20 protein-coding genes, 1 tRNA gene and 3 pseudogenes are annotated in these 18965 nt (G+C 58.5%); 15 read left to right on the top strand and 9 right to left on the bottom strand.

Going from position 1 to position 18965, the window contains the following annotated elements; all coding sequences use genetic code 11:
- The first annotated feature begins 54 nt into the window (after nucleotides 1-54).
- The 4 genes and pseudogenes from AC0V6Z_RS07325 (at nucleotide 55) to AC0V6Z_RS07310 (ending at nucleotide 5119) form a co-directional block, all read left to right on the top strand.
- Nucleotides 55-1008 carry a phytoene/squalene synthase family protein gene (locus AC0V6Z_RS07325; RefSeq protein ID WP_472640678.1) on the top strand — a complete coding sequence of 318 codons (954 nt, stop codon included), beginning with the start codon at nucleotides 55-57 and terminating at the stop codon, nucleotides 1006-1008.
- A gap of 33 nt (nucleotides 1009-1041) precedes the next feature.
- The gene (locus tag AC0V6Z_RS07320) at nucleotides 1042-1536 is read left to right on the top strand and encodes a hypothetical protein (protein WP_472640677.1); all 495 of its coding nucleotides are present in this window, start codon (nucleotides 1042-1044) and stop codon (nucleotides 1534-1536) included.
- A pseudogene (locus AC0V6Z_RS07315) lies at nucleotides 1533-3435 on the top strand (acetyl/propionyl/methylcrotonyl-CoA carboxylase subunit alpha). The gene AC0V6Z_RS07320 and the pseudogene AC0V6Z_RS07315 overlap by 4 nt, the downstream one beginning before the upstream one ends.
- A 109-nt stretch (nucleotides 3436-3544) precedes the next feature.
- Entirely contained in the window at nucleotides 3545-5119 is a 1575-nt protein-coding gene (locus AC0V6Z_RS07310) for an acyl-CoA carboxylase subunit beta (protein WP_472640676.1), read from the top strand.
- Nucleotides 5120-5151: 32 nt separating this feature from the next.
- Here the strand turns inward: AC0V6Z_RS07310 and AC0V6Z_RS07305 are convergent, their stop codons facing one another.
- Together AC0V6Z_RS07305 and AC0V6Z_RS07300 are read right to left on the bottom strand one after the other, a co-directional pair.
- The gene (locus AC0V6Z_RS07305; protein WP_472640675.1) at nucleotides 5152-5727 is read right to left on the bottom strand and encodes a hypothetical protein; all 576 of its coding nucleotides are present in this window, start codon (nucleotides 5725-5727) and stop codon (nucleotides 5152-5154) included.
- 177 nt (nucleotides 5728-5904) lie between these two features.
- On the bottom strand, nucleotides 5905-7131 hold the full coding sequence (locus AC0V6Z_RS07300; RefSeq protein ID WP_472640674.1) for a multidrug effflux MFS transporter: 1227 nt from the start codon (nucleotides 7129-7131) through the stop codon (nucleotides 5905-5907).
- 117 nt (nucleotides 7132-7248) lie between these two features.
- Between AC0V6Z_RS07300 and dinB the strand changes: the two genes are divergently transcribed.
- Entirely contained in the window at nucleotides 7249-8370 is a 1122-nt protein-coding gene (gene dinB, locus AC0V6Z_RS07295) for a DNA polymerase IV (RefSeq protein WP_472640673.1), read from the top strand.
- Here the strand turns inward: dinB and AC0V6Z_RS07290 are convergent.
- The 4 genes from AC0V6Z_RS07290 to AC0V6Z_RS07275 form a co-directional block, all read right to left on the bottom strand.
- Complete coding sequence (locus tag AC0V6Z_RS07290) at nucleotides 8367-8777, bottom strand: NUDIX domain-containing protein (RefSeq protein WP_472640672.1); 411 nt, start codon at nucleotides 8775-8777, stop codon at nucleotides 8367-8369. The two genes, dinB and AC0V6Z_RS07290, sit on opposite strands and share 4 nt — an antisense overlap.
- Nucleotides 8778-8860: 83 nt before the next feature.
- A complete protein-coding gene (locus AC0V6Z_RS07285) occupies nucleotides 8861-9496 on the bottom strand; it encodes a 6-phosphogluconolactonase (RefSeq protein ID WP_472640671.1) in 636 nt (211 codons plus the stop codon).
- Nucleotides 9497-9615: 119 nt separating this feature from the next.
- Entirely contained in the window at nucleotides 9616-10080 is a 465-nt protein-coding gene (locus tag AC0V6Z_RS07280) for a Dps family protein (RefSeq protein WP_472640670.1), read from the bottom strand.
- Nucleotides 10081-10212: 132 nt separating this feature from the next.
- Nucleotides 10213-10617 carry a hypothetical protein gene (locus tag AC0V6Z_RS07275; protein WP_472640669.1) on the bottom strand — a complete coding sequence of 135 codons (405 nt, stop codon included), beginning with the start codon at nucleotides 10615-10617 and terminating at the stop codon, nucleotides 10213-10215.
- Nucleotides 10618-10891: 274 nt separating this feature from the next.
- Here AC0V6Z_RS07275 and AC0V6Z_RS07270 point away from each other — a divergent pair.
- From AC0V6Z_RS07270 to AC0V6Z_RS07260, 3 genes and pseudogenes are all read left to right on the top strand, one after another.
- Nucleotides 10892-11687, top strand: a pseudogene (locus tag AC0V6Z_RS07270) (SDR family oxidoreductase).
- A 73-nt stretch (nucleotides 11688-11760) separates the two neighbouring features.
- Nucleotides 11761-12231, top strand: coding sequence for a MarR family winged helix-turn-helix transcriptional regulator (locus tag AC0V6Z_RS07265; RefSeq protein WP_472640668.1), 471 nt, complete (start codon nucleotides 11761-11763; stop codon nucleotides 12229-12231).
- A complete protein-coding gene (locus AC0V6Z_RS07260; protein ID WP_472640667.1) occupies nucleotides 12228-12986 on the top strand; it encodes an enoyl-CoA hydratase-related protein in 759 nt (252 codons plus the stop codon). Before AC0V6Z_RS07265 ends, AC0V6Z_RS07260 begins: the two co-directional genes overlap by 4 nt.
- 88 nt (nucleotides 12987-13074) lie before the next feature.
- Here the strand turns inward: AC0V6Z_RS07260 and AC0V6Z_RS07255 are convergent, their stop codons facing one another.
- Together AC0V6Z_RS07255 and AC0V6Z_RS07250 are read right to left on the bottom strand one after the other, a co-directional pair.
- Nucleotides 13075-13188: an enoyl-CoA hydratase gene (locus AC0V6Z_RS07255; RefSeq protein ID WP_472640666.1), complete on the bottom strand. Its 114-nt coding sequence runs from the start codon at nucleotides 13186-13188 to the stop codon at nucleotides 13075-13077.
- Between the two features lie 407 nt (nucleotides 13189-13595).
- Nucleotides 13596-13669 (bottom strand) — tRNA-Gly (locus tag AC0V6Z_RS07250).
- 273 nt (nucleotides 13670-13942) lie between these two features.
- Between AC0V6Z_RS07250 and AC0V6Z_RS07245 the strand changes: the two are divergent.
- The 7 genes and pseudogenes from AC0V6Z_RS07245 to AC0V6Z_RS07215 all read left to right on the top strand — a co-directional run bounded on the left by AC0V6Z_RS07245 (nucleotide 13943) and on the right by AC0V6Z_RS07215 (nucleotide 18453).
- Nucleotides 13943-15440, top strand: a pseudogene (locus AC0V6Z_RS07245) (CoA-acylating methylmalonate-semialdehyde dehydrogenase).
- A 5-nt stretch (nucleotides 15441-15445) separates the two neighbouring features.
- Nucleotides 15446-15916 carry a hypothetical protein gene (locus AC0V6Z_RS07240; protein WP_472640665.1) on the top strand — a complete coding sequence of 157 codons (471 nt, stop codon included), beginning with the start codon at nucleotides 15446-15448 and terminating at the stop codon, nucleotides 15914-15916.
- Nucleotides 15913-16425: a polysaccharide deacetylase family protein gene (locus AC0V6Z_RS07235; protein WP_472640664.1), complete on the top strand. Its 513-nt coding sequence runs from the start codon at nucleotides 15913-15915 to the stop codon at nucleotides 16423-16425. The genes AC0V6Z_RS07240 and AC0V6Z_RS07235 overlap by 4 nt, the downstream gene beginning before the upstream one ends.
- On the top strand, nucleotides 16392-16919 hold the full coding sequence (locus AC0V6Z_RS07230) for a polysaccharide deacetylase family protein (protein ID WP_472640663.1): 528 nt from the start codon (nucleotides 16392-16394) through the stop codon (nucleotides 16917-16919). Before AC0V6Z_RS07235 ends, AC0V6Z_RS07230 begins: the two co-directional genes overlap by 34 nt.
- On the top strand, nucleotides 16916-17278 hold the full coding sequence (locus AC0V6Z_RS07225; protein WP_472640662.1) for a RidA family protein: 363 nt from the start codon (nucleotides 16916-16918) through the stop codon (nucleotides 17276-17278). Before AC0V6Z_RS07230 ends, AC0V6Z_RS07225 begins: the two co-directional genes overlap by 4 nt.
- A gap of 18 nt (nucleotides 17279-17296) precedes the next feature.
- The gene (locus AC0V6Z_RS07220) at nucleotides 17297-17926 is read left to right on the top strand and encodes a DUF1214 domain-containing protein (protein ID WP_472640661.1); all 630 of its coding nucleotides are present in this window, start codon (nucleotides 17297-17299) and stop codon (nucleotides 17924-17926) included.
- Nucleotides 17923-18453 (top strand): DUF1254 domain-containing protein, encoded by a 531-nt coding sequence (locus AC0V6Z_RS07215; RefSeq protein WP_472640660.1) that lies wholly within the window; start codon nucleotides 17923-17925, stop codon nucleotides 18451-18453. Before AC0V6Z_RS07220 ends, AC0V6Z_RS07215 begins: the two co-directional genes overlap by 4 nt.
- A gap of 42 nt (nucleotides 18454-18495) precedes the next feature.
- Here AC0V6Z_RS07215 and AC0V6Z_RS07210 read toward each other — a convergent pair whose 3' ends face one another.
- Nucleotides 18496-18888 carry a hypothetical protein gene (locus tag AC0V6Z_RS07210; protein ID WP_472640659.1) on the bottom strand — a complete coding sequence of 131 codons (393 nt, stop codon included), beginning with the start codon at nucleotides 18886-18888 and terminating at the stop codon, nucleotides 18496-18498.
- Between the last annotated feature and the right edge of the window lie 77 nt (nucleotides 18889-18965).

Genomic DNA, 18965 nt, shown 5'->3' with positions numbered 1-18965 from the left:
CGGTAGGCTCCGGGTGGAAGGATGGAGGGCGCAGGTCGGCGAAGTTCGTTCAGTATGAACACTACAAGCGAACAACGCGCCGCTTTGGTCGAACAAGCCCGCCTATCGATCAAGTACGGATCGCAAAGCTTCTCCGCCGCCTCAAAATTGTTCGACCAGGAAACGCGCGAGCGCGCCTGGCTGCTCTATGCCTGGTGCCGCCGCGCGGATGACATTGCCGATAATCAGGACATGGGCGGACCGTTGGGCGATCAATCCAGCGCTGAGGAACGCTTGGCCTTGATCCGCAAGCTTACCGACAAAGCGCTAAGCGGCGAGCCGACCGGCGATCCTGCCTTCGATGCACTCGGCGTGGTGGCGGCAGAATGCGGGCTAACCGCGCAAATGGCCGAGGATGTGATCGAGGGTTTTGCATTGGATGCGCAGGATTGGCGCCCGCGCAGCGAGGCCGACATGCTGCGCTATTGCTATCACGTGGCGGGTGCGGTTGGCGTCATGATGGCGGTGGTCATGGGCGTCGCCCCAGATGATGAGGACACGCTCGATCGGGCGTGTGACCTCGGCCTCGCCTTTCAACTGTCCAACATTGCCCGCGACATTGTCGAGGATGACGCCGCGGGCCGGTGCTATCTGCCAGCGGAATGGCTGGTCGAGGAAGATATCGAGCCTGGCCAACACACCAAGCCGCACCACCGCGAGGAGCTCGCCGATATGGCCGCGCGGCTCGTCGCCTTGGTTGAGAAACACGAAGCCGCCGCCCGCGTGGGCGCCGCTCGCCTGCCCTTCCGCAGCCGCTGGGCCGTGCTGTCGGCAGCGCGGATTTACGGCGCGATCGGGCGCAAAGTTCGTGCACGTGGCACAGAGGCGTGGAACAGCCGCACCTATGTGCCCCGCTCCGAAAAGGCACTCTATGGCGCACGCGCATTCCTGTCCGCCGTGATCAACCGGGAAAGGCACCCCGATGGCCCGATCACCTGGGGGATAAAGGATTTCCGGCCAAACGCTTGAAGCGCACGCTGCGCTGGCGTAGCGCTCATAGGCATGATCAAATCCACTCTTGTTACAATGCTAGCCGTCACTTCAACGGCCGCTTCTGCGCAGCCCACCCTCACCCCTGCACCTGCAGGCATCGTCATGGTCGCGGCGGCAGATTTCATAGATGCGATCAGCAGCGATGATAAATCTGCGCTTGCCGAGCACATGATCCCGGAAGGCATGATCTTCATTCACAATCGCATGGATCCAGATAATCCGCGCGTTGATATCGTCTCTGTCGCCGATCACCTTGAACGGTGGGGCAAGAGCAAGCGCAAAACGACTGAACGCATGGATTTTCGCAGGATCAATGTTGATGGTGACATGGCGCAGGTCTGGGGGCCATACAGTTTCGAAGTCGATGGCGAGCTGACCCATTGCGGGGTCAATTCCCTCAGCATGGTGAAAACTGAAACCGGTTGGAAAGTCGCCAACACCAGTTTCACGATGATGCCGCCATCCGATTGTTATCAATATGGAATGCATTGGTTGAAAGAATGATCAAAAAACTCCTGATCGCCAATCGCGGCGAAATCGCCTACCGCATCATGCGCACCGCGCGGGCCATGGGGATCGCCACAGTGGCGGTCTATTCCGATGCCGATGCCAAGGCTTTGCATGTGCGAAGCGCCGATGAGGCGGTCCATATCGGCCCCTCACCCGCCGCCGAAAGCTATCTGATCGGTGAGAAGATTATCGCGGCAGCGAAAGAGACCGGAGCCGAGGCAATCCACCCTGGCTATGGCTTTCTGTCGGAGAACGCAGACTTTGCGCAGGCCGTGCTGGACGCGGGCCTGATCTGGGTCGGGCCAAAGCCGGAAAGTATCCGCGCGATGGGCCTGAAAGATGCGGCCAAGCAGCTGATGATGGATGCGGGCGTGCCCGTCACTCCGGGCTATCTCGGCGAGGATCAATCGGTGGAGCGTCTTTCCAAAGAAGCGAACGCGATCGGATACCCTGTCCTGATCAAGGCGGTTGCGGGCGGCGGCGGCAAGGGTATGCGCAAAGTTGGCGCACCAGAGGACTTCGCAGCTGACCTCGAAAGCTGCCGAGCGCGAGGCCAAGGCGAGCTTTGGCAATGATGAGGTGCTGCTCGAGAAGTGGATCACCTCGCCCCGCCATATCGAGGTGCAAGTGTTCGGCGACAGCCACGGCAATGTCGTCCACCTTTTTGAGCGCGATTGTTCGCTGCAACGCCGCCACCAAAAGGTGATCGAGGAAGCCCCCGCCCCCGGCATGGATGAGGCCACTCGGACACAAATCTGCGCCGCCGCCGTGCGCGCTGCCAAAGCAGTCGACTATGAGGGCGCTGGCACAATCGAATTCATCGCCGACGCCAGCGAAGGCCTGCGCGCGGACCGCATCTTCTTTATGGAGATGAACACGCGTTTGCAGGTCGAGCATCCCGTGACGGAAGAGATCACCGGTGTAGATCTGGTGGAATGGCAACTGCGCGTAGCGAGCGGAGAGCCGATCCCGCTGAAGCAGGAGGAGCTGAGCATCAACGGCCACGCCATCGAAGCGCGGCTCTATGCGGAGGACCCGGCCAAGGGGTTTTTGCCAAGTACGGGGCGGTTGACCGGGTTCGATATAGCAGACTCATGGTCGAATCCATCTAGGATTGACGCCGGTGTGAAGGAAGATTCTGAAATCACACCTTTTTATGATCCTATGATCGCTAAGATCATAAGCCACAGAGATACGCGCGAAGAGGCAATCGACGCTCTCTGGAGGTCATGCGGCAACACGGCCATTGCGCCGATACGAACCAACGCGTGGTTCCTTCATAGACTGCTTGCGCTCGAAGAGTTTCTTGCTGGTTCAATGACGACAGGCACAATTGAGCGTAATTCTGATGAGCTTTGTAAAGAGCCAGAGCCGTCACAAGGTGCCCTGAATAGTATGGCATGCCGCGTAGTGTTTGGCGGACTGAGCCTTGATTGGAGCAAAAGACTAGAAGCCGTGAGCTTGGATGGGTTTCGCTTGAATGCTCCTAAACTGATGCGTGCGGCGATCAACGTGGCTGGCAAAACTCACTTGGTTGAGATCTACGACGGTGACTCGGACGAAGACATCGAATTCCAAGGGTTATTTGGCGACGGATACTACTATGAGAAGGGTCAAGTGTTTGCATTCGGCGAGGTTCGGAACGAGGGTTCCGGCTCCGCCTCCGCCGCCGACGGCGCGATCCTCGCGCCCATGCCGGGCAAGGTTATCGCGGTGGATGTAAGTGAGGGCCAAACAGTCAAAGCGGGCGACCGCCTTATGGTGCTGGAGGCGATGAAGATGGAGCATGCACTCACCGCGCCGTTTGACGGGACCGTAACCGAGCTTTCCGCCAGTAAGGATGCGCAGGTGCAGGTCGAGGCGGTGCTGTGCGTGGTGGAGCCGTCCGAATGATTTGCGGCCGCGCCACCCGCGCCCTCCACCCTTCCACCCGGATCGTAACCCGGCGTGATAATCCGGGTGGAAGGGTGGAGGGCGCGGGTGGCTCCGGCACGAAACGAAAATGACCTGGCAATCTGAACTCGAAGAACTGCGCGCACGCGAGGCGCTGGCCGAGGAAATGGGCGGGCCAGACAAAGTCGCGCGACAGCATGGCCGGGGCAAGATGGATGCTCGCGCGCGCCTCGCGGCGCTGGTTGACGAAGGCTCTTTCCGTGAAATCGGCAAGATCGCTGGCAAAGGTCACTATGACGAAAACGGCGACCTAGCCGGTGTCACCCCCGCCCCGTTCCTGTTCGGCAAAGCCACCATCAATGACCGCCCCGTCGTCGCCACAGCCGATGATTTTACCATTCGCGGCGGCGCAGCGGACGCGGGCATTTCGCGCAAGATGGTGCAGGCGGAAAAGATGGCGCATGAGCTGAAACTGCCGATCATCCGCATGATTGATGGCACGGGCGGCGGCGGCAGTGTCAAAACACTGGAGCAGATCGGCGCGACCTATATCCCCGCCGTGCCCGGCTGGGGCGATGTGGTGGAGAACCTCGACACTGTCCCCGTTGTGGCGCTGGCGCTGGGACCGACCGCAGGCTTAGGCGCGGCGCGCACGGTCGCAAGCCATTATTCGATCATGGTGCGCGGCCTCTCGCAATTGTTCGCCGCTGGCCCCGCCGTGGTCGATGGGCTGGGCGAGAGCTACAAGGGCTCGGCCGATCACGCACAGGCCAAGGAAGAGCTCGGCGGTGTCGATATTCACACCCGCAACGGCGTGGTCGATGATGAGGTCGCGAGCGAGGCTGAAGCCTTTGCCCGGGCGCGCCATTTCCTGAGCTTCATGCCCGAACATGTCGGTCAGCATGCCCGCCGTGCGCAGCCGAGCGATCCGGTGGACCGCCGCGAGGAGGCGCTGCTGTCGCTCGTGCCGCGCGATGACAAGCAGGTGTACTCGATGCGCCGCGCGATGGATCTGATCCTGGACACAGGCACCGTGTTTGAGATCGGCAAGAATTGGGGCCGCGCCGCGATCACCGCGCTTGCCCGGCTGGATGGCTATCCAGTCGCAGTGGTGGCGAGCGATCCGAGCTATCTCGGCGGCTCTTGGGAAGCGAAAACCTCTGAAAAAGTTGAGCGCTTCGTGAAGCTCGCGGACCAATTCCGCCTGCCGATCGTGCATCTCGTTGACAATCCCGGCTTTATGATCGGCCGCGAGGCGGAAATGGCGGGCACGATCCGCTACGGCGTGCAGGCGATGAACGCGATCTATAAGGCCAGCGTCCCTCTCGCCAGCATTGTGATGCGCCGCGCCTATGGAATCGCGGGCAGCGCGATGAGCAATGCCGAAAAGTTCCAATATCGCTATTGCTGGCCCTCGGGCGATTGGGGCAGCCTGCCCATCGCAGGCGGTCTAGAGGTTGCCTACAAATCCGAGCTGGAGGCGGCCGATGATCCCGCCGCGATGCTTGAAGAGATCAAGGCGAGGCTGGACAAGGTCACCTCGCCATTCCGCAGCGCTGAACGCTTCAATGTAGAGGATATTATCGACCCGCGCGATACGCGGCCACTGTTGTGCGAATTTGCGGAGCTGGCCTGGCGGCGTCTCGAAACGGATCGCGAGCCGACTAGTCTTCGATGGCGTTGAACGCACCATCAGCGCTCCAGCCACCATCGCCTTCACCTTCTGAATTGTAGTGATTTGCGTAGGTTTCCCGCGCATCTAAGCGATTTTGCTCGCCCACATTGGCTAAGCTTGTTGCCAAATTGTGACTGACTTTCCAGCACCAACACTTCTTCCTTCGCCAAACCGTCGAGATCGAGTTTTGCAAAGGCTTCGTCCACTAGGCTCTGATCCAATGGGCGACTTGAAAGCGTGGCATCAACCACTTCACGCAAAGCGATTTCTGCGACCGCTTTTTTGCGGTCCGCGAGTTTTCCTTCGAACTGTGCACCCGGGCAAGATACTTCGACGTTCACACCCTCAGAACGGACAGTGGTAAGTTCTGCGATACAGACAGCATCTGATCCCGATTTGCGATCAATGTACTCAACAAGACCCGGGTTAGGGCTGTAGGAATATGGCCTCCAACCGCCCAGCTTAACGCGCTTAAGTTTATTGTCTGAACCATCAAGCAGGCGCACAGCCTCTTGTTTGGTCAAAGGATAGACCTTGGCAGGCTCGCTTGATGGGAAAAAGAACACACCCAGACCTACTGCCGGGACAAGCACCATACCAAGAATCAGTTCGCGCATCAGTCTTCTCCAAAAAATGCACGGTTCCATTATATAAAACTAGTTGCGGTTAAGTAAAAATCGCTTGGCCTTATATCAAAGTCAGACGTTTCGACCGTGATCGTTATGGAACTGGATAGGTCAAAGGTTCACTGATCTGATCGCCGACGGAGGGGCGTGCAAGAACAATTACTTCACTCACCCATTTGGCCGCGTGAATAGCCTGCCCCGCTCGCTGAACAACACGATGCCCAGCGACAGCAAAGAACAGACAAGCATTGCTATCGCCAGCGGCACCGCTGTTCCGTCATAAGACGCGCCAATCGCCACGCCCAGCAGCGCGCCCAATGTCATGCGGAGCGCAGCGTGAACGGAGCTGGCAGCCCCTGCGATATGGAAGAATGGCTGCATCGCAATTGAGCTGAAGTTCGCACCCACAAAGCCGAGCATCGCCATATTGAAGCTCATGAGCGGGACAAACTGCCAGATCGTCTGATTGGGTTGGCTAGCCGACCACAATTGCAGCAAGGAGGCGGCTATAAACAGAAACAATGCCGTATGGCTGACCCGGCGCGCGCCAAAGCGTTCTACGATCCGCGAATTTAGGAAATTGGCCGCCACCATTCCCAGCACCGCTCCGCCAAAGATCAGCGCGAAGTATTCGCCCATTCCGAACGCCTCGCCGATCAATTGCTGCGACGAATTGAGAAAGCCAAACAGTGATCCAAACACTAGCCCGCTGCCAATGACGTAACCGATTGCCTGACGGTTAAACAATGCCTGGCCCATATTTTGCGCAACAGTGGCAACATCGATTTTCTGCCGAGTTTCATCCGTCAGCGTTTCCGGCAGGCGCAGCCATGTCCACGCAGCCACAAAAGTTCCGACCACCGCCATCGCGATGAAAATGGCCTGCCAACCTGCGAAGATCAGAATGACTTGACCAATGGCCGGAGCGATAATCGGAACAATCAGAAAAATCATCATGACAAGGCTCATCAGCCGGGCCATTCGATCGCCGCCCACCTGATCACGCACAATCGCCGCCGGTACGACGCTGAGCCCAGCGCAGGTAAAACCTTGCACCAGACGCATCGCAATCAGCATATCAAAACTGGTCGCTAAGGCGCAGGCGGCCGAAAATCCGATGTATGCGAACAGGCCCACGGCCAGCACTGGCCTGCGCCCGAAACGATCAGCAAACATTCCAGGAAACAACGCGCCCAGCCCTGATCCAAGAAAATACGCGCCGATCACCTGCTGCCGGTCATTGCCATCAGCATTAAAATCGCTCGCGATCTCTCCCAGAGCGGGCAGCATTGCGTCAATGCCAAACGCCTGCAGGCTCATCAGCAGCGCCATGAGCACGATCATCTCGCGCTCACCCAAGGCTTTGGGAGCTGTGGCGGCTGTGGTTGTTGACATGGTCTGCGGTCATTGGGCGTAAGCGTACAAGAAGGAAAGCAGCGATTTGATCGAGCTTGGTTTTTGTGGAGGACAGCGAAGGTTTCGCTTGGCCAAGTGATCGCGTAATACAGCGCTATGGAAGGCAACGCAGGAACCGGCGGCGGAAACGAAGAGGCGGTTGGCCTGCGCAAGATCATCCATGTCGATATGGATGCGTTTTTTGCCAGCGTTGAGCAGCGCGATCACCCTGAACTGCGCGGAAAGCCGGTGGCGGTGGGCGGATCTGGCGGGCGCGGGGTTGTCGCCGCCGCCAGCTATGAAGCACGCAAATTCGGCGTGCGCAGCGCCATGCCATCGGTCACGGCCAAGCGGCTGTGCCCCGATCTCATTTTCGTGCGCCACCGATTTGATGCCTATAAAGAGGCCAGCCGGACCATCCGCAAAGTGTTTGAACACCACACGCCGCATGTCGAACCGCTCAGCTTGGATGAGGCCTATCTCGATGTGACCGAGGATAGGCTAGGCATTGGATCGGCCACGCGCATTGCTCAACTGATCCGGCAGGAAATCAAAGCCAAGACCGAGCTGACCGCTAGCGCGGGCATTTCATACAACAAATTTCTCGCCAAGATTGCCAGTGATCAGAACAAGCCCGACGGCATGTGCGTTATCCGGCCGGGCGAAGGCGCAGACTTTGTCGCTGGCCTGCCGATCCGCCGGTTCCACGGCGTCGGACCAAAGGCGGAGGAGAAAATGAAGCGCTTTGGCATAGCGACGGGCGCGGATCTGGCCGCGAAAGACATCGCATTCCTGCGTGAAAATTTTGGCAGCTTTGCCGATTATCTCTACCGCGCCGCGCGCGGCATCGACCTGCGCCCGGTCAGCGCTCACCGGGAACGCAAGTCGGTTGGCGGAGAACGGACCTTTAGCGAAGATATCTCTAGCGGCGCGCAATTGCGCGAAACTCTGGCCAATATCACCGACATCGTGTGGGAACGGATTGAAAACGCCAAGGCGCGCGGGCGCACGGTGACCCTAAAAATGAAATACACCGATTTTCAGAATATGACCCGCTCAAAGTCTTTGCCGGATTGGGTTGCAAACAAGGAAGAATTTGCGGCCATTGGCCGGGAGCTACTGGAGGAGGCTTTGCCGCTTAGGCTGCCGATCCGGTTGATGGGGCTCACCCTGTCCAATCTGGAGGGCGTAGAGAACAAGTCGCCGCCTAAGGACACCGCGCAATTGTCGCTGCTTTAGTCGGCGACCGCGCTACCGTCGCCCTTTTTCCCGCGCCAAAATTCCAGTCGTGCACGGGTTCGCTCGTTCAGCGGTTCTGGCAATGAATGCAAGGGGAAGAACCGCGCCTCCAGCACCTCACGCTGGTCCGGCTTCGGGTGGTCATCACAAACAGCCGTGAACAGATAGGCCGTGTGCGGCGCGCCTGAAATCACTTCGTCGATTGTCCCGATGAGGGTCACGGCACTTAGCTCCAGACCCAGCTCTTCATGCACTTCGCGCAGCGCAGCCTCGCTAGCATCCTCGCCCTTGCTTAGGCCGCCGCCAGGCAGCGCCCAGCCCTGCGGGCCGTAACTGTGCCTCAGCAACAGCAAATTGCCGTTAAAGTCGGTAATGATTACGGAACAACCAGCCAGCGGGTGTTTCATAAGCCCGCGCCAGCGATGCCGCACTTTGTGTGCAAGGGGCAACGCAGCCCGATGGAGCGCAGCAGGAATAAGTGCGGTCAGCTTCATGCGAAGCAGGTTAGCGTCTGCTCGCCCGCTGCGCCAATCAAACGTGCAACCGGCAGATTGTGCTCACCGGCAAGGGCCGCCTCAAATACGCTCCGTTTTTCCGCCGAGCCACCGAGCGTAAACATCAACTGCCCGCTGTTTAGCAGAGCGGGAATGGTCAGCGTTATACGATCAAACGGAGCCTCTGGCGGCAGCGGATCGGGCGTCAGGCGGCGGATCAGCTGCGCGTCATCAGTCTGCGGATCAGTGTTGGGGAAGAGTGAGGCGATGTGGCCGTCCGCCCCCATCCCGAGCCATGCCAGCGCGAAACGCGGCGGTTCCTCCGCATCAGGTAGGGCGACAACTTGCGCGCCAACCGACTCAAAAATGCTGCGCAATTTTCCAGTGTTGGAGGCCGCATGATCCTCTGCCACGATCCGGTCATCATTGGGCCACACGATAATGCGCGACCAATCGAGCGGATGTTTTACCAGCGCTTCAAATATCGGGAAAGGAGTTGAACCACCGGGTACGGTGATTGAAATTGGCAAGTTTCCCACTTCGCCTCCACGGCACAATGGCGAGTTCAATGCATCGCTGAGCTGGGCGGCGACACATTCAGCGATGGTCTCAGGCGTGGCGGCTTCGATCATGTGTGTTTTCATTCCACCCGCATAGCAAAAGGGCCGCCTCCGGCTAGCGGAAACGGCCCCTTCTTGATCTTTGCAATCGTATTCGCCGGTGCTCGGCAATGCCGGGGATGCAGGCGCATTTATCCTTGGAGCAGTGAGTTAAGAAACCAGACGCGTTCTTCGGCCATATCGGTCCAATCGTCGATCAGGCCATCGGTCGCGTTATCACCGGCCTGCTCTGCGGTTTCTTTCATCGACTTGAGGCGATCAACCATACGCTGGTTATCATCGCGCAACTCGGCGATCATCTCCTCAGCAGACAGGGACGCGCTGTCCTGGTTTTTAACCTGAGTATGCTGTGCGATCATGCCAATCGAGGTGATCGTATCGCCGCCCAGCTTACGGGCGCGCTCGCCGATCGCGTCAATCTGGCCCTGGATGGCCAGCGCCTGTTCGTCGAACAACAAATGCAGGTCGCGAAAGCGCGGTCCCTTTACATGCCAGTGAAAGTTCTTGGTCTTCACGTAGAGGGCAAAGTGATCGGCCAACAGACCATTGATTGCGGCTACCATTGCGGTTTTGGAATTGTCATTTGGGTCGAGCATTGAAAGGCTCTCCTATTCTCGTGTGGGGCGCCTGAACGGTGTGTCGGCGCGTCGTAAAGTTGCATCCAATCAATCGCCAAGCCGCTGCATCAGTTCCGAGAAAATTGAAGTTACAACGATCATTCGAGCCAATCACAGAAACATGTAACGAGCGTTCAATCCAATCACCAAAGCCGCGACAATCAAACAAAACCCAAAGCCAAACCGGATGGTACGCAGCGGAAACCGCTGCAATTGTTTGAGTCCCAGCGACCAACCGAGACCAATGGCCGCGATGCCGCCAATCGCTCCGCCGATAAAGGCCGTGGTTGGGTAGACCGCCTCGGCCGCGAGCGCGAAGATCGCAAAGCGCGCCGCATCCCCGATCTGGCGCGCGAGCAAAACCGCGCCAATCGCAATGTAAGATCGGGTCGGCTCCTTCATCGGTTTGACCTTGACCCGCCAGCACAGTTCGAACGCGGCGATGGCCAGCGCGAAGGCGACCAGCATATCTGCGGCACGCGGCGGCAAGATTGCGGCCATGGTTGAGCTCGGCATAGGCCATCACGCCCGCGCTCATCACGGCGCAGGCCGCGCCCGCAATCAGCAAACCAAAATTGCGTTCCTCCACTTCGGAAAACTGCGCAATGATCAGCTGATCACGCCCGCCCAGCGCGATCGCAAACACCAGCAGCATAGCAAAGAGAAACGAGTCCATAGCTCCGCCCTAGCTATGCCACAGCGGTTTCGCCAGCGCCTCCTGCGGCTGAGACTTGCAGCTACGCGCCGCTCGCTTACAAGTCTGAGCAACCAGGAAAAACGGGGAGAGCATATGAAACTGACAAAAGGCATGGCCGCAGTTGTTACCGGCGGCGCATCGGGTCTGGGCCGGGCAAGCGCAGCGGCTTTGGCAGAGGCCGGGCTGAAGGTCGCGATTTTCGACATCAATGATGAAGACGGCGAAGCGCATGCAAAGGCGATTGGCGGCACCTTTCACCATGTCGACATCATGGACGAAGCCTCGGTCGAGACGGGCTTTGCCGCTGCGCGCGAAGCCAATGGCCAAGAACGTGTCACCGTCCACTGCGCCATGGCCAGCCTAGCGCGGCAAGACCATCGGCTGGGACAAGGAAAAGGGCGGATACAAGCGTCTCTCCACCGAAGATTATGAATTCGGCGCGCAGGGCATTCTGGTCGCGAGCTACCGGGTGGCGAGCATCTCTGCACTGGGCATGGCCAATTCTGAACCGGTCAACGATGATGGGGAGCGCGGCTCCATAACCCTTACCGCCAGTGTCGCGGCGCAAGACGGCCAGATCGGCCAGACGATCTACGGTTCTTGCAAATCCGGCGTGAACGGCATGGTTCTGCCGATGGCGCGCGACCTGATGGACTTGGGCATCCGGGTGAACTCAGTCATGCCGGGGATTTTTGCGACGCCGCTGATGCTGGGCATGAAGGATCGTAATCCGCAAATGTGGGATCAGCTGAACGCCAGCGTTCCCTTCCCCAAGCGCCTCGGAGAGCCGGAGGAATTTGCCTCGCTGATCGTGGAGATCGCTCGCAACACCTATATCAATGGCCACCAATTCCGCTTGGACGGCGCGATCCGCATGCCACTCAAATAGCTAGTTTGAGCGCTGCATCCGGTAACCCACAGCTTGACAATCGCCCGATATTAGTTCGTATGCGAACAATCAAATGTCCAAACTTCGCATCTTCCACCAGCTTCAGGCTGCCCATGCCGCCCTTTTCCGGGCAGCGAATCATCATTTGCGCGATCAGATCGGACTTGGCAGCGCGCAGCAGGCAATCCTGTTTATGCTGGCAAAAGAGGATGGATTATCGCTGGGCGAAATTGCGCAAGCGCTGCACCTAGGCAAATCTGGCCTCAGCGGCCTGATTGATCGGATGGAGGCAGCCAATCTGGTCAAACGGACGCCGGACGAGCAGGACCGCCGCCGCATTGCCCTCACGATCTTGCCGGCTGGGCGCGCAATTGCGCAGCACACATCGCCAATCACAAAGGCGATCAACACCGAATTGCTTAAGCCATTTTCCGAGCAGGAGCGTCGCACAATCGCGCGCTTTCTCGACCACGTGACATCGCATTCACAAACAATTGTCGCACGCAATGTGAATGCCCCTCAATCAAAGGAACCAAGCCAATGACCGATCATATTCGCATTGAAACCGCCGACCGTTTGACGACGGTGTCCTTCGACCGTCCGGAAAAGAAGAATGCGATCACGCAGGATATGTATCAGGCGATGGCCGATGCAGTGAACGGCTATGCCAGCGACGACAGTGCGCGCGCGCTGATGTTCACTGGTATTGGCGATTACTTCACCTCGGGCAATGACTTGCAAGATTTCGCTATGGGCCCTCGCGGCGACGGCTTGCCGCCGGTCGTGCAATTTCTCCACGCGATCAAGGATTGTCCAAAGCCACTAATTGCCGCCGTCAATGGCCCCGCGATTGGCGTCGGCCTGACGCTGACGCTGCATTGCGATCTGGTCTATTGCGCTACCTCGGCGACTTTTGCCGCACCGTTCGTAAAGCTAGGCCTGGTGCCGGAGGCGGCGTCCTCGATGCTGCTGCCAGCGATCATCGGCATGGCGGCGGCGAACGATGTGTTCATGACCGGGCGCACGCTGACGTCTGAAGAAGCATTGCGCATGGGGCTGGTCTCACGGGTGTTTGAAGATGATGTATTTGCGGCGGAAACCCGCGCGCTGGCGCAATTGGTTGCCAATGCTGCGCCGAATGCAATGCGGCATTCCAAGGCGCTGGTCCGCACTCAGAACGAGGCGATCACCGAATGTATGAATGTCGAAGGTGAGATTTTCGCGGCGCAGTTGAAATCGAGTGAGTTCGGCGAAAGCGTGGCTGCGATGATGGCGAAGCGTCCGGCGGTCTACCCGTAAATTCCGCTTCTTTGCCGCCCAGCCTCCAAGGTTGAGACCGGGCGCTGGCCTTAGGGCCCTTAGCGGTCGGTGTTCATGTAAACGGCTCTTAAGCGAACAGACCGGGGCTGGCTGGAACGATGGCGCCTGCGAACAAGACAGCTGAGATAGCGACGGAGAGGACGGCTGCGAGGATCGTGGTGCTGTTGGCGTCGGCGTACATGATTGAATTCCTTTGGGTGGGTTGGCGCTGTTAAGCGAAGAGAGTCGGGCTGGCTGGGATGATCGCTGTGGCGAACAGAGCGGCAGAAATGGTCAGTGAGAATACAGCTGCGAGGACAGCGTTGTTGGTTTCGGTAGCGAACATTTTGAAGTCTCCTATTGGTCTGTTTCGTATCTGGCGGGGCGACCCCGCTGGATGAAAATAACTCTGCAGGAGTCGTGCCAAACTTGAAAAATGGCAGAATTCTGAGCTTTTGAGAGAGATGACCGATTTCCCACACAACATCTCTTGCAGATGATTGGGAAATGACACCAACAGTTAGGATTGGTATTTAGGCCGCCTTAGACGCATCACCCAACCCACTCCTAAATGGAGCCGTAGCAGGGCGGATTCGGCGATGGCGGGGATGGAGCGGGTGAAGAGAATCGAACTCTCGTCGTCAGCTTGGGAAGCTGCTGCTCTACCATTGAGCTACACCCGCATTGAGCGCTGCGCGATAAACACGAGGATCACGTAATCGTCAACATCCGTACGCGGCGTCCAAACAAACAGTCGCAACCGGCACCGCCATAGGGGCGTCGGACAAATGCATTGTACAATCTGCGTGCACAAAATTTCATAAAGGCTCAAACGCAGGACAGATCGTGTCGCAATGTGGGGGCGAGAATTCCCACCAGCTTTTGTGAGGCTTGCAGAGCTTGCGCAGCGCGCGTCCAACTGCAATTGATCCGGCAATAGAGGAGCATCCAACCCCATGCGTCAGATTGATCACTTCATGGTTGGCGGACCAAACACCGCTGCCGAACGTAAGCACCAAGTGTGGAACCCATCAACCGGCGAGATCCAGGCCGAGGTTGCACTGGGCGATGCTGCGCTGCTCGAAAAAGCTGTCGCGACCGCAAAGGAAGTGCAGCCGGCATGGGCGGCGACCAATCCGCAAAAGCGTGCCCGCGTGATGTTCAAGTTCAAGGAGCTGATCGAGGCGAACATGCAGGAGTTGGCAGAGCTCCTGTCCTCCGAACATGGCAAAGTGATCGACGATGCGAAGGGCGATGTTCAGCGCGGACTGGAAGTGATCGAGTTTGCCTGCGGCATCCCGCAAGTCTTGAAGGGCGAATATACTCAGGGCGCAGGCCCGGGCATTGATGTCTATTCCATGCGCCAGCCGTTGGGCATTGGCGCAGGGATCACCCCGTTTAACTTCCCCGCGATGATCCCGATGTGGATGTTCGGCATGGCGATTGCGGTCGGCAATGCCTTTATCCTGAAGCCATCGGAGCGCGATCCATCTGTGCCGGTTCGCCTCGCGGAACTGTTCGTTGAAGCGGGCGCGCCAGAGGGTCTGCTGCAGGTCGTGCATGGCGATAAAGAAATGGTCGATGCGATCCTCGACCATGAAGATATCAGCGCGGTCAGCTTTGTCGGATCATCCGATATTGCGCATTATGTCTATAAGCGCGGCGTTGCCGCCAGTAAGCGCGTGCAGGCCATGGGCGGCGCGAAGAACCACGGCATTGTGATGCCCGATGCGGACCTCGATCAGGTCGTGAATGATCTATCAGGCGCAGCCTTCGGCTCCGCTCGACGAACGTTGCATGGCATTACCAGTGGTTGTGCCAGTGGGCGAAGACACCGCCGAGCGCCTTAAAGAGAAGCTGATCCCGGCGATCCATGCGCTCAACATTGGTGTCTCGAACGATCCCGACGCGCATTACGGCCCGGTTGTGACACCTGAGCACAAGGCGCGGGTCGAGGGCTGGATCGACACGGCGGAGCGCGAAGGCGGCGAAATCGTCGTGGATGGCCGCGGCTTCACTTTGCAAGGTCATGAGAAAGGCTTCTTCATCGGCCCGACCCTGATCGACCGGGTCACCCCCCAAATGGAAAGCTATCAGGAAGAAATCTTCGGCCCAGTGCTGCAGATTGTGCGGGCCAATGATTTTGAAGAGGCTGTGCGCCTGCCGAGTGATCATCAATATGGCAATGGCGTCGCGATCTTCACCCGCAATGGCCATGCCGCGCGCGAGTTCGCGAGCCGCGTGAACGTCGGCATGGTCGGCATCAACGTGCCGATCCCAGTGCCGGTCAGCTATCACAGCTTTGGCGGGTGGAAACGCTCCGGCTTTGGCGACACCGATCAATATGGCATGGAAGGTCTGAAGTTCTGGACTAAGGTCAAGAAAGTCACCCAGCGCTGGCCCGATGGCTCACCGGATGGCGGGAACGCCTTTGTCATTCCAACCATGGGGTAAGGCCTATGCGACTGCTGATTGGATCCACTGTTCTTCTTCTGGCTGCCTGTTCCCAGGCGGATCAGGGCGCGCAAGAGAGCATGCCAGTGGACGCAGAAGCGCCCGCTGCGCCGATCGTCGCATCCCCTAAGTCAGCAACGGCGCCGGAAGCGCCGTCGGCTCCGGCCATCGCCGCAATCCCAGAGCAATTTCGCGGTGTATGGGACTATATTGAGGGTAGCTGCGCACCCGAATCCGACTTACGCCTAGAGGTAACCGCTGGCGATCTGATGTTCTACGAAAGCGTCGGCGAGGTCGAGAGCGTCGAGGTGGAGAATGACAACCAAGTGGTGGTTGCGCTCTCGATGTCTGGCGAAGGCGAAAGCTGGACGGAACGCACCCGCCTGACGCTGACGGATGGCGGCGATATTCTGACGCCAGCCGATGCGGACGGTGAGCAAGCAGGCACGCCGATGCCGCGCAAGCGCTGCGAATGAAGGGGAACGTGGCCCAAATCGTGAAGACGGGCCTTCTGGCTCTCTTGGGCATATTGCTCGTCAATTGTACCGGCCCAAACGTGGTGCAGGAAGCACCCGCAGCGCAAGTGGATGGCGACAAGCGCATCGCGCTGACATTCGATGATACACCGCGTCATCCTGGTGCGTTTTTCGATGAAGATGAGCGCACGGAGCGTTTGATCAAGCAATTGAACGAGGCGGGCGTTACTCAGGCAGCATTCTTCCTCAATCCGGCAAAAATCGCTGAACGTCCCGGCGCGGAAAAGCGTATCGCCGCCTATGTTGCCGCCGGGCACGTGATCGCCAATCATACCGCGGATCACCCGCGCCTCTCGCAAACTGAAACCTCCGAGTACATCGCGGAGATCGACCGCGCTCAGGCGCATGGCTCAAAGACCGGCGCGGTTACCGCGCCTGGTTCCGCTACCCCTATCTCGACGAGGGCCGCGAAGATGTGGCCAAGCGCGACGCCGTTCGTGCGGCGCTAAAATCGCGCGGACTGCTCAACGCCAGCCCAACCGTAGACGCCTCAGACTGGTTTACCGATAACGAATTGAACCGTGCCAAGCGCAGCGGCGAACTCTTTGATTTGGACGCTGCCGGGCGCATATTCATTGAGAGCCACGTCGAGGCCGCCGAGTTTTATGACCGGCTTGCCCGCGAGACCTATGGCCGCCCGATTGCCCACAATATGCTGCTGCATGAGACCGACCTTTCAGCGATGTTCATTGGCGATTTGGTCGACGCGCTAAAGGCGAATGGCTGGACAATTATTACCGCCGATGCAGCCTTCGCCGATCCGGCCTATCTCGCTGCCCCCGACGTCCCGTCGGCGCAGGGGACCTTGGTGGAACTCGCCGCATGGCACAAGGGGATCGGATCGCAGCGCTGGTATCCTGGCAATGATACGACCAAGCTCGGCGAGAGGTTCAATCGCGAAGTACTAGGCGAAACAGAGCTGAAAAAGGAGCCTGCGCAATGACACGTCAACGCACCTCATCCGGTTCGCCTTTTGAGGCGCAATTCGGATTTTGCCGCGCGGTGCGGACCGGCAATCGTATCGTTGTCGCTGGCACTGGCCCGATTGAGGAGAATGGTGAGACAACGCTGGGCGGGGCCGCTGAACAAGCTGAGCGCTGTCTTACTCTGATCGTGAAAGCGATTGAGGATTTGGGCGGCAGCGCGCGCGACGTTGTGCGCACTCGAATGCTGCTGACCGATCCCGCCGATCAGAGCGCCGTTGGCGAGGTTCATGCCCGCTTTTTCGGCGAGACCCCTCCTGCAGCAACGATGGCTGAGCGTAGCCTGGCTGTGCCGGGAAGAATGGAAAGTCGAGATTGAGGCCGAGGCGATCCTAGCGTGATCGGCACAGCACTACGCTATGGCCTGGCACTGATCCTAGGCGCTGCGATTGGCATTGCCAGCATGCTTTACATGGCCGGGCTTTGGCCAGGGATGAAACCGCTCGATTTCGGAGATATTGAGGTTCGCGGTTGGCGGGCAGATTTCGCCATCGGGTCGAACGCCGCCGATCCCTACACCCGCGCAAGGGTCGCTCGCCATGGCCTGTTAGCGCTTGCAAAGAGTGAAGCCGTCTATTTCACTCGCACGACTGACAGTTCGGGTGAACGCCTGCGCGAAGAGTGCACCTATCGCCTGAAAGTGGCCGAAATGCCTGCTGAATGGTGGTCGGTCACTTTGTATGATGCTGACAGCAAATTGCCAATGAATGAGGATGAGGCGCTGTCTATCAATGCAGATCAGAACGTCGTCGCAGAGGCCAATGAAGAGGCTGTTGGCGCAGTGATGACAGCCATTATCGCACCGCAAAAACCGCAGGAAAACCGCCTTTGGATTTCGAGCCGCGGTGCAGGCAACTTCGACCTTACACTGCGGCTGTACATGCCTGACGAAGCCTTGCTGGCCGACCCGCAGAGCGCGCTTGAGTCGCCGTCCGTCGAGCGGCTTTCTTGTGAGGATGAAGCATGAACCGCTGGCTTGGCCCGATTGCAATGCTGATCGTAACAGCACTCGCCACGCATTGGGCAGCGCTGCATTATGCGCCAGGCGTCATTATGGACCGCACTCTGGCCACGCTCAAGAATCGCGGTATTGCCGAACACGCCTTCACAACCCCGCAGCGCATTACTCCGCAAAGTCAGGCCGTGGTCAGGAGCTCACCCGATCTGTTCTATTCGCTATGTCGCTATGACCTCAGCACTAATGGGGAAAGCTCGGCATGGCTCGACGTAACGATCGGCGAATGGCCGGAATATCAATCTCTCTCGTTCTTCGACGCCCACACAAACAATTTTGCAACTATTCGGACAGCGGGCAGCGCCCAAAAAGTCAGAATGATCTCAAGCATGGCGGCGCCCGGTGAGGACGCGGCCGATGTTGTCAGCCCAACTCTGCGCGGCGTAGTTCTGATCCGAAGACTGGCACCGACCCAGGCTCTGTTTGAAGAAGCGAAAGCGGCCTCGAATGCAGATTCCTGCACCATGGTTCAGCCCTAAAACGAAGGGTTAAATACCTTCTGTCAAAGCTTCGGCAAGCGCCTAAGCAGCGGCAGACTTCTGGCGTTGAGACAAGGCCAGCTCCAACGCTGCGATCAGCTCTGCCACATCGGTCATTTGATCCAATTGCTCTGGGCCAAGCAGCAGCTCCGGCTGTCCATCACCCTCGCGGATCAAGATCGCAGGCAGCACAAATTCATGCCCGGGATAATCAGCGGCGAAATCATCGCGGTGATGAAACACCTTCTCCATATCCAAGCCATCGAGGAACTGCCGCCACACCTTGCGCATCGACACGGTGCCGTATGTGACCGCGCATAGGGAGCACGGATAGGTCGCGGGAAAGACGGTTTTGTGCACCGCGTGGACCAGCGCGTTGAGGATACCGCCATCGGCATTGTACACGATCAACAGCTTGGGCTTTGTCTGGGTCATACCAATAGTTACGCGCACGCGAGCAAATAGTTACAAAAAATTGCATGGTCCCAGCAAAATTCGCAGCCGATCACGCC

This window comes from Erythrobacter sp. SN6-5 (assembly GCF_057364945.1).
Note: the sequence above shows the minus strand (reverse complement) of the source record. Positions and strands in the feature narration are given on the sequence as shown.